Below are 15,543 nucleotides of genomic sequence, written 5' to 3'. Positions count from 1 at the left end.
TTCAATAAAATTGAACTTACCAGGTATAAAGCACAGAGCGTGCCATATTTATTTTTATTATTTTTCAATGCTTTAATTAGATAAATTTTGCGCCACAAAAATGACACTGTATTTTTATACAGCAAATGCTACACTCAATTTTCAAAATTAAACACGTAAGGAAAAATCATGTGTACACGCTGTGGCTGGGTAGACGAAAGCAAACTAGATTATGTGGCCTATCATGACGACGAATGGGGAATACCGGTTTTAGAAGATAATAAACTCTTCGAATTCATTACCCTTGAATCAGCCCAAGCAGGACTTAGTTGGTACACTATTTTGAAAAAGCGTTCAGGCTATCGCACTGCATTTTGTCAATTTGATGTAGACCAAGTTGCCAAAATGACCGATGCCGATGTGGAACGTTTGCTCACGTTTGAGGGTATCGTTCGTAATAAAGCCAAAATTGCCGCAACAATCAATAACGCACAAGCATTTAAACGTGTTCAGGAAGAGTTCGGTAGTTTCGCACGCTATCAATGGCAATTTGTCAATTTCAGACCTCTCGTTCGCACCATTAAATCTAAAACCGATTATCAAGCGACAAGCGACGAGAGTGATGCTTTTGCAAAAGATCTAAAGAAGCGTGGTTTCAAGTTTCTGGGTTCGACAACGGTTTATGCCCATATGCAAGCATGTGGCATGATAAATGACCACCATGATGACTGTTTTAAGAAGTCTGAAGTTATCTCAGGGTATGATGAAGCCGAATTTCAAAAACTAGAAAGTAAGTCGTAGCTTAGAGCGTGCTTTTCATCATTAAACGTCGTTCGCTTTGCTCTGTGTTTAACACTGGATAAGAAAAATCAGTAAGAAACGTGTCTAATAGATTGAACGAACGACAAAATATACTGTAGTTACATTAGAGTAAATTAAAATCGCATGAATTTGATATTTCTGGGTGTTTGAATACAGCTATCAAACTGCACTCAAACACAGGACCCAAGCCGAGAATGTTAATCCCTTCCCAAGTTATACTTTTTCATTTTTTCAACAAGGGTCGTTCTGCGCACACCGAGAATTTCGGCGGCTCTCGCTACAACATAGTCGTATCTCTCAAGCGCTTGCGTGATAAGGCTAATTTCCAAATCGGCTAAATACTCTTTAAGATCAATACCTTCATCAGGCAGCATATCTGCAGGGTAACCACCGATTGAAGCGGATGCTTCAACTTCATCCACATCGACAGCATCTACATCGTAATCACTAAATCCATCGCTGAATATATCGATGAAGGCGTTACGCTCGAGTAATTCCTCTGGGTATTCTGGCTCAAATGCTTCAACTTCAATGTGCTGATATTTCCGGGGCAAATCGGATACATCGACCACTTTATCAGGAAACATAATCACCATTCGCTCAACCAAATTCGACAATTCACGAATATTGCCAGGCCAAGAGTGAATTTTTAAACTCTCGATGGCACGCTCTGTAAACTTGACACTCGTACCACTCATTTCACTGACTCTTCTCGTCAGCTCTTTCAGAAGCAAAGTTATATCGTCTGCGCGTTCAGATAAGGATGGGTTTTCAATAGGAAAAACATTAAGGCGATAGTATAAATCTTCCCGGAATTTTCCGCTTTCAATCATGTCTTCAAGATTACGGTGCGTTGCCGCGATAACGCGAACATCGGCTTGAATGGATTTAGAACCACCAACACGCTCGTAGCTGCGCTCTTGCAATACTCGTAATAATTTAACTTGCATTTGCAGTGGCATATCACCAATTTCATCTAGAAACAGGGTACCACCTTGGGCCAATTCAAAACGGCCTTTGCGAGCCGAAATTGCCCCCGTGAAGGCACCTTTCTCATGACCGAATAATTCACTTTCTAAAAGTTCACCAGGAATAGCGCCACAGTTTACCGGTACAAATGGTCCTTCACGACGGCGAGACAATAAATGTACGTTGCGCGCAACGACTTCTTTACCTGTGCCTGATTCACCCAGAATAAGCACGTTTGCATCGGTCTTAGAGACCTGCTCGATCAAGAAACGTACATTTTGCACTGCTGGCGTTTCACCCACTAATCCATCAAATGCTTTAGCATTACTTTTATCTGCTTTGCCAGGCATTAGACGAACATACTGCTGGCAATCATGCAAAAGTTGATTTGTAACTTCATGGCTAAATGGCTCAGCCATTAAACCAATAACGTTGGGTAAACTCAAAAGGGGCCGTAGCGTTTCGCCAATCAGTAAAAACGGAACCGCTGGATTCGATTTGATTAACTGTTCATGATCGACACGATTAAGTGCGCCAAGAATGACGATGATGCCATCCTGATCATCTTTCACTTGTGGCAAAGAGGCGTTTTCTTCAACCAACTGCACTTTTTCCCCAACAAAGGTAAGGGAAGCACACAGACCGGAAGCTCGATTGTTATTATTATCTATTATCAAAATCATCTTTAACAAACCACAAATGATATTTGTAACTTTTTATTAAATACGATTGTAAGGGACTTCAGCGGGGATGCAAGGCCTAAGTGGCAAGTTTTTGACATAATCGCCAAAAAAATGCCACTTAGTATGTTCGAGATCAATACAAAAGGATTAAACTATAACAAACCCAATACGTTTGCCGCATTTTGGTTTGCTTGCCCACGCAGTGCAATACTGGCTTGAGACAAAATATCATTCGCCGTTTTTTCAGTAATCGCTTTTGCATAGTCGGTATCTTCTATACGGCTTTGACTCGCCGCGATATTCTCTGCCTGCGTTCCTAAGCCTCGAATCGTCGAGTCTCAGCGTATTTTCGAAGGCACCCAGTTTCGCTCGCTCAGAGCCTAGATTCTTAGATACATCGTCGGCCGTGGTAATAGCTGATTGCGCGCCCGCCTGTGTGGAAATATCGACACTCAAAATACCAGCAGCAAATCCACCGTCAGTAAAATTGGCTGATTGCGTAGTAACCGCATCCGCGCCTACTTGAAAACTGGTCGATTCACCAGAAAACAACTTAGCCCCACCAAAGGTGGTTTTCTCAAACGTGTCTGAAATTTGCGTTTGTAGCTGAGAGACTTCTTCCTGCAAGGCTTGTCTATCAGTATCCGAGAGAGCTCCCGTTACCTGCTTGAATCGAGAGCCTCTCTAATACGAGAAACAGCGTCATTCACGCCCGACAGTGCTGAATCCGCAGTTTGTGAATAGGATATACCATCATAAGCATTTCGAGAGGCTTGGTTGTAGCCTTCCTGCTGCGAATTTAAACGATTGATTATTTGCAATCCCGCAGCGTCATCCGCGGCAGAATTGATTCGCTTGCCATTAGCAAGTTGTTGGTTGAGCTTTGTTTGTTTCTGCTCAATTGAATTTAACAACGATGTTGAAGAATTGTTTTGAATTTTCATCATGCCCCCATCCGGCTAGTGAAAACTCATTAAACTATAGCGCAAAAAACAACCTAAAGCACGACTTTTAAGCCATTTTATCAGCATTTGTGCTGGCACAAATACTGCAAATCACGAATAACTAGTATAAAGTGTTGAGTGATATATACTTCTGCTTAATCAATACGCTTAAGACACGTTTATCACCTAAGCATCATGTAGAGTAACGAGACTATGTTTGATAATAAAACAATACTAATAACCGGTGGCACAGGCTCCTTTGGCAAAAAGTACGTAAAAACCTTACTTGAGCGCTACAAACCAAAAAAAATCATCGTATTTTCTCGTGATGAACTTAAACAATTTGAAATGCAACAGGACTTTGACGCCCCTTGTATGCGCTATTTTATTGGTGATGTCAGAGACAAAGACAGATTACGTCGAGCTATGCGGGGTGTGGATTATGTCATTCATGCCGCAGCATTAAAGCAAGTGCCCGCTGCCGAATACAATCCAATGGAGTGTATTAAGACCAATATCAATGGTGCGGAAAACGTTATCGAAGCAGCTCTTGATAACAACGTCAGCAAAGTAATCGCTCTTTCTACAGATAAGGCAGCAAACCCCATCAATCTTTACGGTGCTACCAAATTGGCATCAGATAAATTATTTGTCGCGGCAAATAATATCGCAGGAGGCCATAAAACCACGTTTTCAGTCGTGCGCTACGGTAATGTTGTATGCTCTCGCGGTTCAGTTGTGCCTATTTTCCAAAAGTTTATTGATGAAGGTCGCGACCATATTCCTATTACTCATGAAGACATGACGCGTTTTTGGATAAGTTTGCAGCAAGGTGTTGATTTTGTACTTAAAAACTTTGAGCGCATGCTAGGAGGCGAAATCTTTGTGCCGAAGATTCCTTCAATCAAAATCACCGATTTAGCCAAAGCGATGGCACCTAATTTACCAATAAAAGTCATCGGTATTCGTCCTGGTGAAAAGCTACACGAAGTCATGTGTCCTGCTGATCTATGCTTTGATACCTATGAATACCATGACCATTTTGTCATTGCTCCGGGGATAAAGTTTAGTTCAAGAACCAACGATTTTGATTCGAACGCCATTGGTGAGCAGGGCCAGCTAGTAGACGCTAATTTTGAGTACAACTCGTTAAGTAATCCTCACTATTTAACCATAGACGAAATTCGAGAGTTTAATCTGCAGGCGCTCAAATGATCCCTTACGGCAAACAGTCAATTAGTGACGAGGACATTAAAGCGGTAGTTGATGTACTAAAATCAGATTGGCTAACGCAAGGACCAAAAGTCCCTGAATTTGAGCAAGCCGTAGCTGAATATGTAAATGTTAAGCATGCAGTTGCCGTTAACAGTGCAACCTCAGCACTTCATATCGCGTGTTTAGCGCTAGGGGTTACAAAGGCTGACGAAGTGTGGACCTCACCAAATTCATTTGTTGCATCCGCTAATTGTGCCTTGTACTGCGGCGCGTCCATTGATTTTGTTGATATCGACCTGTCAACTGGAAATATGTGCTTGAACGCACTAGAAGCAAAGTTGAAGGCTCGACAGCAGACCAATCAACCGCTACCAAAAGTAGTCATTCCCGTTCATTTTGCGGGCCAACCCTGTGATATGGACACACTCCACACATTGTCGGTTCAATATGGCTTCAAAGTCATTGAAGACGCGTCTCATGCGATTGGCGGTACTTATTTAGATAGTTCGGTTGGTTCTTGCACCTATAGCGACATTACGGTGTTTAGCTTTCATCCGGTAAAGATTATGACTTCAGCCGAAGGTGGCATTGCGACAACAAACTGCAAAAAACTCGCTCGTAAAATGCAGCTTTTAAGAAGCCACGGTGTAACCAATCTAGAATCAGAAATGACCGAAAGCTCGCACGGCCCTTGGTACTATCAACAAATTGAACTTGGTTTTAATTATCGCTTAACTGATTTGCAGGCGGCACTGGGAATTTCTCAGCTTACTCGCGTCAAAGAGTTCGTCACAAAACGAAACCAAATGGCAGAAAATTATCTTGAGCTATTGAAACAAAGCAATGACATCATTCCCCTTGCTGTCAAAAACGATAGGCTATCTGCTTTCCACCTTTTTGTGGTTCGATTGCCAAATTTAAATCACGATACTCACGCAAAAGTAGTTACTTATCTTAGAGCGCAGGGTGTTTTTGCGCACGTGCATTACATTCCAATTCATTTGCAACCTTATTATCAACAGCTTGGCTTTAAAAAAGGCGACTATCCCAATGCGGAGCTTTACTATCAACAAGCTATTACACTACCACTCTATCCAGAACTCACAATGAAACAACAAACACATGTGATATCAGCTCTCAATAACGCGATTAAAGAATATTGCTAGCCAACAGATAAATAACGATATCGGAGAATAATTATGACAATAAGAAAATTACGAGTCGCGTTTATCGGAGGCGGAATAAACTCCGCTGTGGGATATGTTCATTTTGCGGCGATTCAACTCGATAACAAATTTGATGTCGTTGCAGGGGCTTTTAGTCGCCATAGTGAGTCAAACCGACAAACTGGCGAAGTTTGGGGTGTCGACGCGAGTCGAATTTATGATGATTGGCGAACTTGTATTGAACAAGAGAAAGGTAATGTCGACGCCTTTGTGGTCCTGACCCCAACACCGCATCATTTTGAAGTACTTGAGACATTACTCTCACTCTATATGCCTGTGATCTGTGAAAAAGCCCTTGTATCAGGCCCTACGGAAGCTAAAAAACTAGAGCTGTTGTATGACGCTAATAAGCACTTTTTAGCGGTAACCTTTAATTACAGTGGTTACGCTATGGTTCGAGAGACTCAAAGATATTATTAAGCGCGGTATATTGGGTGACATTCAAAAAATCCATTTAGAAATGCCACAAGAAGGCTTTAAAAGGCCACCAGATATCGCAGGAAAGCCGAGCTTGCCTCAAGCTTGGCGTCTTAAAGACTACGAAGTGCCCACAATTTGCCTAGACCTAGGTGTGCATCTGCATCACCTTTCAAGCTATTTACTTGAACTTGAACCCGTTGAAACCTGTGCACAATTTGCGAATCACTCAACTTACACCGGACTAGTTGACGATGTGCACATGCTACTTAAATACCCGCAAGGTATAACTGGTAGCATGTGGATGTCAAAAACAGCGATAGGAAATCGGAACGGCCTGCGGATCCGAATTTTTGGTACGCAAGGCAGCGCAATGTGGTTTCAGTTGAACCCTGATGAACTGGAATTACAATTCAATGACGGCCGCCGAGAAATACTCGATAGAGCTGGGCAATGTTCATATGCTAATCAATTCCGTTACAATCGCATGAAACCAGGCCACCCGACGGGTTTTGTTGAAGCCTTTGCAAACCTCTATACCGATATTCATGCGTCCCTGTGTAATTATCTTGACGGTAAATCGACTGATTCTGAATATGTGTTTGGGTTGGAGCACGCAACACGAGGTCTAGAGCTGTTTCACAAAGCGTCTATATCCAACCAAACAGGTGAATGGATTAAATAACCTCAAATAGCAAGAATGGAGTATCAGCCTAGTGAGGCTGATACTTTAATTTAACGTCGTTACGAAGCACTTTACCCATTTGATTACGGTCTAATTCACTAATGCGTTCTAGTATCCGTGGTTGCTGATAATCCGTCAATTCATTCAAACAGATTTGGCGAAGCTCTCTTGTTATATCCGAATCGTCCACTTGCTCGTATACGACTTTTACAACTTCACCAAGTTGCGGCTCAGGGCACGCAAACGCGACGCAATCCATCACCTTAGGGTGCTTCTTAATGACGGCCTCAATGTCCTGAGGATAAACGTTTATCCCGCCCGAAGATATGACTTCCTTTTTACGCCCTACGTAGTACAGATAGCCGTCGCTGTCTAAATAACCAAGATCGCCAGTATAAAAGTAACCCTCGTCGTCATACGCAGCACCGGTCGCTTCTGGAAGTTTGAGATAGCCACTAAACGCCGTCGATGTTTTACAAGTAATTTCACCCACGCTCAGCGACGCAACTGGCTTACGATGTTCATCAACAATTTTTACGTCTACAAAAGGCAAAGGCTTGCCTACACTGCCATTTTTGTCAGGCTCGGTAGTAATCGAAAAGTCAGTGACTACACCAACTTCAGACGCACCGTAGCATTCATGAAACTGGCAAGAAAGCTTTGCAAGTAAACGTTTTTTTGAGTCTGCATTCAGTACAGCTGAGGAGGACACCAAACAACGGATCGAAGCCAGTTGCTCTATGTCCACATCGTTTTTGAGTAAGCTTTCTAACTGGGCAGAAACGGCAAATAAGAACGAGACTTTATGAAGCCATATCGCTTTAACCCATTGCTGCAAATTAAACTTAGGTAAAATGACTGTCGTTGCACCCAGCATCAATGGCATCAAGACACCACGCTGTGCAAGCGAATGATAAAGTGGCGTTGCCACTAAAACCTTATCAGTTTTATTAAGTTGGTAGTATTGAATCGTAGCCAAAAATGCTCGATTAATTTTGCATTGCTGGCTTAATGTAATTGGCTTGGGTTGCCCTGTAGATCCCGATGTCATCGTCAAAATATAAGGCGAAGAAACATCGACTTCTTTAATTTCCTGTAAAGGCCAAACACCACTCATCACTTGCGACCAACTGATTTCGTCTGCCACCGCTTTATGCAATGTGATCACTGAGGACTTTTCAACCACATTCGTTTCAAGTAATACTTTACTCACGGTAGGCCACGCGATAGCTGCAGCAACGGGTGTCGATTTGAGCGCGGTGATAAGCGCATCGCCTTTTAGACTAATAGGTAAAGGCACGACACCGAGTTCCCTAAACGTGCACACGCAAGCAAGATAATGGGGTATTCAATCCCATTTGGGGCAAACAAAGCAATGCGTTGCCCAGCTGTTAGCCCTAAATGCTGCAAGTAACCGCATAGGTTTGTAACTTGCTCATTGACCGCAAAATAACTGAGTTGACTATCTTCATAGATTACCGCCACTTTTTGTGGCTCTGTGTCAACATGTGATTTAAAAAGGTCGTAGATGGTCATCATAGCTGGTCCGCCTTAGGCGATTTCATTACAAAATTAAATTCTTGAACATTGGCATTTGGAAATAGACGCTGAGTTACAGAAAATTCTTTCATAGTAGGTTGAAGCGAAACAAACCCTGCACGCTGGTTTAACAGGTTAACAAATCGGTTGTCTTTGTTGATTACAGCAAGCCAAGTTGCTTGCGGATACGCACGTTTACACTCGGTTAATTGCCACTCAAGGATTAATTGCGCATGGGTAAAGTTCACTCGTTCGCAAGCAGCAAACCAACCGCCAATTAAGAACTCTTGATCAGCATCAACCACCTTTTGATGCCACACATAGAGTAACACTCCGTTCTCGTCATACATAACGTACGACTCACGCCGATTTTTAAACCACCAACCATAGTGATCAATCCGCTCTATTTTATCGGTAATGGTCATTCGCCAGGCGTTATCTTGTCGATTTCTCGCCCATAAATAATGGTTAATGTCCCCATCATCGACAGCTCTAAGCGAAATGAGTTCAGTAAGTTGCAAAGCCTGGGGCGTAACTAAACTTGAAGGCGTAAGATTAGGCTCGACTCGCTCTAGGCCTAATATACTATCTCTTACACGATATGCACCAAGACCGTCCACAGGGACTTGAGCTTGCTTTCTTAGTTTTGTCAACCGATCCCTTTTTGAGTACAAGGTTTCTATCAGCGCAACTAATTTGTGCACATCACTTTTGTCGATACTCTCTAAATGACAATAGTGACCCAATGCCTCTAAATCAAAAATGTCATTCTGTTGATTAGGTGCTATCGAAAAGGTGATTGCAGGCGTATTACACGCTGCAAGTTCATATAGTGACGTGCCCAGCGCGCCAACAAATAACCCACACTGGGCGAAAAAGGGCTGAACACTCTGCAAGCCTTCGTGCAACGATATTTGGTGATGACGCTCATGGAGCTTTTTTAGGCGCTCAGTATTAGTGGCCTTTGGCCCAATAATGACATCAATGCTAAACGGCAATGGTTCAGAGCTAGCGACTAACGCTTCAATCACGTCAGTTAAAATATCCCAATCACCGCCGCCACCTAGTGAAAACAAAATAGAATTGTGACGAGTTAACACGGAAGCCTGTTGATATTCTTGCTGTAATGACGCAAAACTTGGCCCAAGCAATTTTTTGCTGGTCGTTGATTTTGCATAACGGTCAAAAGTTTGCGGGCCTTGCCATTTTGCATCTATGATAAAGTCAGCTACGTGCATCCGCTCTAAATCATCTAGCGCTATGAGTTCGATGCCCGTTTTTTTAACTTGGCTTTCCCAGTCGATACCAAGACGATAACTATCCACTACGCAGTAGCGCACAAAACCAATATTATAGATTAAAGAGGCTACAAAATTCGCGTCTTCAATTTCACAGCGCTTAGACACGGTGTAGACCGATTTTTCAAACGGCGAAAGCAAATCCAACTTCTCAAACCCTTGGTCAATCACAAACGATGAGTTAATGCCTTCCTGTAAAAATGCCAGCGCGAGGCTCTTGCAACGCATTAAATGACCAATTCCACAGGTTGTATCAACGCGAAATAAAATCACCCGATCTCCGCGATACTGTTTGCTAACACACCCAGCGTGGCATTTTTTGGATCGGCCAAGAGTGTTGCCGGCACTTGAACACCCAATTCAACCTCAATCGCCATTATCATGGTAAGAATTTCAAACGAATCAAGTACGCCAGCTGACACAAAATCATACCCTTGCCAACACTCAGGAAGGATAACACCGCGCTGCTCAAAAAAGTCTCGAAAAAATGCTTCAAAGTTCATAGGATTGGTCATTGCAAGTCCGTCCACTTAAGTTGTTCACCACTTTGCATCGACCTAGCAACTTGTCGACCAATTAAACGTGGGATTTCTTTTGGCTGAATCTCACCACTACCAGGGCGCATTTGACGTAAATGTTCAGCAGTTAATCGCTCTCCCTGTTTAATGTCTTTCACCACATAAACACAGCGGCGCGCCTTAGAAGACTCGCTTGGGTAATGCACAGTACCTAACGCTTGCTCTATCTGACGAACTCCATGCACAAGGTTTTTCAGTTCATCGGGCGTCATCGAGAAAAAGCTATCTGCGGTTTCGTCTTCTTTATTGAGTACAAAATGCTTTTCAATCATACAAGCGCCAACGGCAACAGATGCCAGCGGGACGTCATTGCCGAGCGTGTGGTCAGATAACCCTACTGGCACCCCAAATGCGGCCTGCATATGAGGAATTGTGCGAAGGTTAATACTGTTGGCTGGTGCTGGGTAGGTACTGGTGCATTTCATCAAAGCCAACTCTTTGACACCAGCATCTTCGGCAACTTTAACGGCCTCAGCAATCTCCGCGAGCGTTGCACCACCGGTTGACATAATAACGGGTTTTCCTGTTGCCGCGACCGCACGAATAAGGTCGTGGTCGATTAACTCTGGCGAGGCGATTTTATACGCTGGCGCATTTAATTCGGCCAAAAGTTCAACTGCAGTCACATCAAAAGGAGAAGAAAAACAGGTAATGCCAATGTTGTTTGCGAGTTCGAACAGCTCAGCATGAAAATCCCATGGCATGTAAGCCCCTTCGTACAAGTCATAAAGGTACTGGCCCTTCCAAGGCCCTTCGTTAATATAAAAATGCGGTAAATCGCACTTCATGGTGAGCGTGTCGGCACGGTAAGTTTGCAGCTTTATCGCATCAGCACCCGCTTCTTTTGCAGCTATAACGAGTTCTTTTGCTTTGTTCAAGCACTGGCCATGGTTGGCTGACATTTCTGCGATGATGTAACACGGTTGGTCATGACCGACTTTACGGCCTGAGATTTCTATCGTTTTTGAAAAGGAACTCATATTACCTTTGCTCAATAAAACAAACTATTAAGTGAACTTTAGCAAAAATTGCGCCTAATTTTAGCTTTTTTTCAAAGATTAATTTGAATGTGGTATTCTGTCTTTTAAAACGCATGGCTGTTATAGTCAAAACATCAAAAAATTATAATAAATCATTATCATGGCTAACTTACAAATCATCATACAAGCCCGTATGACTTCGACACGATTGCCCGGCAAAGTGATGCTACCACTTTTGGATGTGACGGTGCTGGAAGTAATGATCAACCGCCTCAAAGATTTAGCTTCGCACGTTATCATAGCAACAACGAATGATGGCTCCGAGCAACCTATCGTTAACCTATGTCAACGCTTAAACATCCGATTTTACCAAGGCAGTACCGACGATGTGTTAAGCCGCTACTTTGAAGCTGCCACTCATTTTGGTGCTGACGACGAAACCATCATTTTAAGACTGACCAGTGATTGCCCGTTAATTGATTACGACTTAACTCAGGACGTAATTAAAAAGTTAGAACAAACTACCGTTGATATGGCAAGCGTTGGCCCCCATTCTGGATTCCCGCGAGGATTAGATTGTTGCGGCTTTCGATATCCTTCTTTAAAAAGAACGCATGAGGTTGCGCAGCATCCAGCAGATCGCGAACATGTTACTCTGGGAATGAGCAAATTCCAGGACATGGTCTGCTACAACATTTCAGCAGAAGAAGATTTAAGTCACTATCGGCTTACTCTCGATGAACCTGCCGATTACGATGCAATCAACGCTGTGTATACAAAAATGGGCAATCATACAAACTTTTCTTACCAAGACTTGGTCAACACCCTAAAGAAAAACCCTGAACTGTACGATATAAATAAGCATGTAGAGCAAAAATCTGTCTAAACCGAATAATGGCATAGATATTGATAAAGCTAACCGAAAATGCAAAATTTTGAATTTAAGTGATTAATATGAATAAAAAGACAATTTTAGTGACGGGTGCGACTGGCTACAAAGGCTCCATCTTAGTCCCTAAACTACTCGCCAAAGGCTATAAAGTCATTGCGTTTGACACACAATGGTTCGGTAATTTTCTGACTCCGCACGAAAATTTAACAATTGTGCAAGGCGATGTACGTGTGGTCTCAGATGTCCCGCTTGAGGGCGTTGATAGTATTATTCATTTAGCTTCAATCGCTAATGATCCGTGCGGTGATTTAGATCCAAAACTTACCTGGGAAGTTAGTGCACTTGCTACAATGCAGTTAGCGGACAAAGCAAAGCGAGCTGGCATAAAGCAGTTTATCTATGCATCTTCTGGCAGTGTTTATGGTATTAAAGACGAAGAGCACGTTACCGAAGATCTTACGTTAGAGTCCCATCACAGAGTACAACAAGACCAAAATGGTTGCTGAGCGTGTACTGCTCAGCTACAGCAATGATATGGCAGTACAAATTGTGAGACCAGCGACTGTTTGCGGGCTTTCGCCACGGATGCGTTTAGACGTTTCTGTCAATATGTTGACGATGCAAGCTTTGTGTAATGGTAAGATTACGGTTTTTGGGGGTGCACAAGTTCGGCCTAATATTCATATGGATGACATCACCGACCTGTATATCTTCATGTTAGAAAATCCAGAAAAAACATCTGGCGTTTTTAATGCTGGTTTTGAAAACATTTCCATTTTAGATATCGCCAAATTGGTCCAAGCAAAAGTACCTTGCGAAATTATTATTACACCATCGAACGATCCTCGTTGTTATCGTATTAACTCTGACAAACTGCTTTCAACAGGTTTCAAACCGACTAAAAATGTCGCATCAGCGATAGATGAAATAGTAGCGGCTTATCAATCTGGAAATCTTAAAAATGAAGATCGTTATTACAATCTCAAATGGATGCAGCAGGAAGTATTAAAATGAGTAAACACAACGTACTAGCTAAACTCCCCACTAGTTGTCCAATCGAAACATTGACTCAAGACTATGTCGCTAACCTTAGTTTAGTGCTGACGCAACTAGAAAGCAGTCGAGTACGTGCGTTAGTCAACCAACTTCTTGAAATGAAACGCGCTGGCGGCACTCTGTATCTGTGTGGTAATGGAGGCTCTGCAGCCAACGCCGTTCATTTAGCAAATGACTTTACATTTGGGATTAGCCCATCAGGCAATGCGCTGAAGGTCGAAGCACTAAGTGCCAACAGTTCAGTCTTAACTTGTCTTGGCAATGACATTGGCTATGAGAATATATTTAGTCATCAGTTGAAAGTGAAAGGCCATAAAAACGATGTGTTAATGGTGCTTTCTGGCAGCGGTAATTCTGAAAATATTATTCGCGCAATTTCCGAAGCAAAGCAAATTGGGATGCACACAGTTGGCATTCTGGGCTTTTCAGGTGGCAAAGCTAAACCGATGCTCGACTCAGCATTCCATTTTGACATAAACGATATGCAAATTTCTGAAGACACACAAGTCATTATTGGACACATCTTAATGAAAGCGTTATTTAAGGAGTTATCGCGTGTCTGAATCCCCCATATTAGTCCTAGGGAGCAACTCTTTTTCAGGTGCTACTTTTTGTTCGCACTTACTCCACACTGACCATAAAGTATTTGCAGTCAGTCGTTCGCAAGAACCACATGAGGCTATGCTGCCGTATAAATGGCACGCCAAAACTAACAATTTACATTTTCATCAATTTGACCTAAATCATCACCTAGATGACATCGTCAATCTTATAAAAACTCATAAAATTAAACATGTATACAATTATGCTGCGCAAAGCATGGTTGGCCAGAGTTGGACATATCCTGAACATTGGTTTATGACTAATTGTGTTTCGACGGTTAAACTTCACAATGCCCTTAGAAATTTGGATAGTTTTGAGAAATACATTCACATTTCTACGCCTGAAGTGTATGGCAGTTGTGAAGGCTTAGTACCAGAAAGCCGGCATTATAATCCGAGTACGCCCTACGCTGTATCTCGTGCAGCCGCAGATATGAGTTTGCACACGTTTTATGATGTGTATCAGTTCCCAGTACTCTTTACACGCGCAGCCAATGTATACGGTGAAGGTCAACAACTGTATCGCATAATCCCACGCACAATTTTGTTCGCGTTGTTAGGTAAAGTGCTTCCTCTCCATGGCGGGGGCCACTCTACTCGTTCTTTCATCCATATTGATGATGTCTCAGATGCAACATTAAAAATTGGTCAAAATGGTACGTTAGGTGATATTTACCATATTTCGACCGAACGTATGATCTCCATTCGTGCCTTGGTAGAACTCATCTGTGACATGCTACAGGTCCCCTTTTCGCAGGTCTGTGAAGTGACCGAAGATCGGCTTGGCAAAGATGCGGCCTACTTATTAGACGCAAAAAAACTCTGCAACGAGCTAAATTGGCACGACCAAATAACACTTGAAAACGGTCTTGAAAGAACAATCGCATGGGTGAGAAATTCTCTATCGCAACTCAAAGACCTACCGCATGACTATATTCACAAGCCTTGAGGACCTTATGTTAGGACAAGAAATTGATCTTCTTCGCAATTACCCTAAGTCAAAACGTGATACTAAGGGGCGCGCCAATGTGATAACAGAAGCTGACCGCGAAATCGCAAGACAATATGGTAAAGATTTTTTCGACGGTGACCGAACTTATGGCTATGGAGGTTTCAGCTACATGCCACGTTTTTGGCAGCCGGTTGTACCTGATTTACAAGCCCACTTTGGCTTATCACCAAGCAGTTCATTATTAGATGTTGGCTGTGCAAAAGGGTTCATGCTTTACGATTTGCAGCAACATATTCCTGGGATCACTTTAAAAGGCTTAGATATTTCAGAATATGCGATTGAAAATGCGAAGGAAGAAGTAAAAGAAATCTTAACGCTTGGCAATGCCAAAACACTTCCTTTTGAAAACAATAGCTTTGATGTCGTGATGTCTATCAACACCATCCACAATCTAGATGAAAAGGAATGTGGCATGGCGCTCAAAGAAATTGAACGAGTCAGTCGAGGAAAAGCCTTTATCACCGTTGATGCCTATCGCAATGATGAAGAAAAAGAACGCATGATGGAATGGGCATTAACAGCAAAAACAATCATGCATGTTGACGATTGGAAGCAGTTTTTTGCTGACCACGGTTACACTGGTGATTTCTATTGGTTCATTCCATAGAATTTAATCACAAACCATTAGGTTAGTTGCTATTAATAG

The 15,543-nt window shown here is 42.5% G+C and carries 17 protein-coding genes and 1 pseudogene; 11 read left to right on the top strand and 7 right to left on the bottom strand.

The annotated features are described in order from the left end of the window. The first annotated feature begins 168 nt into the window (after nt 1-168). A complete protein-coding gene (locus J5O05_RS14540) occupies nt 169-780 on the top strand; it encodes a DNA-3-methyladenine glycosylase I (RefSeq protein WP_208842701.1) in 612 nt (203 codons plus the stop codon). A 218-nt stretch (nt 781-998) separates the two neighbouring features. Here J5O05_RS14540 and J5O05_RS14535 read toward each other — a convergent pair whose 3' ends face one another. Together J5O05_RS14535 and J5O05_RS14530 are read right to left on the bottom strand one after the other, a co-directional pair. Continuing rightward, nucleotides 999-2,453 (bottom strand): sigma-54 interaction domain-containing protein, encoded by a 1,455-nt coding sequence (locus J5O05_RS14535; protein ID WP_208842700.1) that lies wholly within the window; start codon nt 2,451-2,453, stop codon nt 999-1,001. Nucleotides 2,454-2,605: 152 nt separating this feature from the next. Then, nucleotides 2,606-3,397: pseudogene (locus tag J5O05_RS14530) on the bottom strand (flagellin N-terminal helical domain-containing protein). Nucleotides 3,398-3,610: 213 nt separating this feature from the next. Here J5O05_RS14530 and pseB point away from each other — a divergent pair. Genes pseB through J5O05_RS21965 form a run of 4 tightly spaced genes read left to right on the top strand, consistent with a single transcriptional unit; the run spans nt 3,611 to nt 6,940 of the window. Continuing rightward, the gene (pseB, locus tag J5O05_RS14525) at nt 3,611-4,612 is read left to right on the top strand and encodes a UDP-N-acetylglucosamine 4,6-dehydratase (inverting) (protein ID WP_208842699.1); all 1,002 of its coding nucleotides are present in this window, start codon (nt 3,611-3,613) and stop codon (nt 4,610-4,612) included. Beyond that, nucleotides 4,609-5,778, top strand: coding sequence for a UDP-4-amino-4,6-dideoxy-N-acetyl-beta-L-altrosamine transaminase (pseC, locus tag J5O05_RS14520; RefSeq protein WP_208842698.1), 1,170 nt, complete (start codon nt 4,609-4,611; stop codon nt 5,776-5,778). Before pseB ends, pseC begins: the two co-directional genes overlap by 4 nt. A gap of 33 nt (nt 5,779-5,811) precedes the next feature. Next, entirely contained in the window at nt 5,812-6,258 is a 447-nt protein-coding gene (locus tag J5O05_RS21970; protein ID WP_244369646.1) for a Gfo/Idh/MocA family protein, read from the top strand. A 10-nt stretch (nt 6,259-6,268) separates the two neighbouring features. Further along, complete coding sequence (locus J5O05_RS21965; protein WP_244369644.1) at nt 6,269-6,940, top strand: Gfo/Idh/MocA family protein; 672 nt, start codon at nt 6,269-6,271, stop codon at nt 6,938-6,940. Between the two features lie 28 nt (nt 6,941-6,968). On the opposite strand, the gene J5O05_RS22555 is transcribed toward J5O05_RS21965, so the two are convergent. The 5 genes from J5O05_RS22555 to pseI are packed head-to-tail and all read right to left on the bottom strand — an operon-like array spanning nt 6,969 to nt 11,335. Continuing rightward, nucleotides 6,969-8,240 carry a class I adenylate-forming enzyme family protein gene (locus J5O05_RS22555; protein ID WP_280117659.1) on the bottom strand — a complete coding sequence of 424 codons (1,272 nt, stop codon included), beginning with the start codon at nt 8,238-8,240 and terminating at the stop codon, nt 6,969-6,971. Continuing rightward, nucleotides 8,219-8,479, bottom strand: coding sequence for an AMP-binding protein (locus J5O05_RS22550; protein ID WP_280117658.1), 261 nt, complete (start codon nt 8,477-8,479; stop codon nt 8,219-8,221). Before J5O05_RS22550 ends, J5O05_RS22555 begins: the two co-directional genes overlap by 22 nt. Beyond that, nucleotides 8,476-10,050, bottom strand: coding sequence for a pseudaminic acid biosynthesis protein PseG (locus J5O05_RS14505; RefSeq protein ID WP_208842697.1), 1,575 nt, complete (start codon nt 10,048-10,050; stop codon nt 8,476-8,478). The genes J5O05_RS22550 and J5O05_RS14505 overlap by 4 nt, the downstream gene beginning before the upstream one ends. Then, nucleotides 10,047-10,292, bottom strand: coding sequence for an acyl carrier protein (locus tag J5O05_RS14500; RefSeq protein WP_208842696.1), 246 nt, complete (start codon nt 10,290-10,292; stop codon nt 10,047-10,049). The genes J5O05_RS14505 and J5O05_RS14500 overlap by 4 nt, the downstream gene beginning before the upstream one ends. Beyond that, the gene (gene pseI, locus J5O05_RS14495) at nt 10,289-11,335 is read right to left on the bottom strand and encodes a pseudaminic acid synthase (RefSeq protein WP_208842695.1); all 1,047 of its coding nucleotides are present in this window, start codon (nt 11,333-11,335) and stop codon (nt 10,289-10,291) included. The genes J5O05_RS14500 and pseI overlap by 4 nt, the downstream gene beginning before the upstream one ends. 160 nt (nt 11,336-11,495) lie before the next feature. Here pseI and J5O05_RS14490 point away from each other — a divergent pair, with 160 nt between their 5' ends. The 6 genes from J5O05_RS14490 (at nt 11,496) to J5O05_RS14470 (ending at nt 15,504) form a co-directional block, all read left to right on the top strand. Then, the gene (locus J5O05_RS14490; protein WP_208842694.1) at nt 11,496-12,221 is read left to right on the top strand and encodes a cytidylyltransferase domain-containing protein; all 726 of its coding nucleotides are present in this window, start codon (nt 11,496-11,498) and stop codon (nt 12,219-12,221) included. A 68-nt stretch (nt 12,222-12,289) separates the two neighbouring features. Continuing rightward, nucleotides 12,290-12,733 carry an NAD-dependent epimerase/dehydratase family protein gene (locus tag J5O05_RS22545; RefSeq protein WP_280117657.1) on the top strand — a complete coding sequence of 148 codons (444 nt, stop codon included), beginning with the start codon at nt 12,290-12,292 and terminating at the stop codon, nt 12,731-12,733. Continuing rightward, on the top strand, nt 12,723-13,241 hold the full coding sequence (locus tag J5O05_RS22540) for an NAD-dependent epimerase/dehydratase family protein (RefSeq protein WP_280117656.1): 519 nt from the start codon (nt 12,723-12,725) through the stop codon (nt 13,239-13,241). Before J5O05_RS22545 ends, J5O05_RS22540 begins: the two co-directional genes overlap by 11 nt. Continuing rightward, on the top strand, nt 13,238-13,846 hold the full coding sequence (locus J5O05_RS14480; protein WP_208842693.1) for an SIS domain-containing protein: 609 nt from the start codon (nt 13,238-13,240) through the stop codon (nt 13,844-13,846). The genes J5O05_RS22540 and J5O05_RS14480 overlap by 4 nt, the downstream gene beginning before the upstream one ends. Beyond that, nucleotides 13,839-14,834, top strand: coding sequence for a GDP-mannose 4,6-dehydratase (locus J5O05_RS14475; RefSeq protein WP_208842692.1), 996 nt, complete (start codon nt 13,839-13,841; stop codon nt 14,832-14,834). Before J5O05_RS14480 ends, J5O05_RS14475 begins: the two co-directional genes overlap by 8 nt. Nucleotides 14,835-14,841: 7 nt before the next feature. After that, entirely contained in the window at nt 14,842-15,504 is a 663-nt protein-coding gene (locus J5O05_RS14470) for a class I SAM-dependent methyltransferase (protein WP_208842691.1), read from the top strand. The last annotated feature ends 39 nt before the right edge of the window (nt 15,505-15,543 follow it).

This window comes from Pseudoalteromonas xiamenensis (assembly GCF_017638925.1).
Taxonomy (GTDB): Bacteria; Pseudomonadota; Gammaproteobacteria; order Enterobacterales; family Alteromonadaceae; genus Pseudoalteromonas; species Pseudoalteromonas xiamenensis.
The sequence above is the reverse complement of the archived record's forward strand: the minus strand, read 5'-3'. Positions and strand labels throughout refer to the sequence as shown.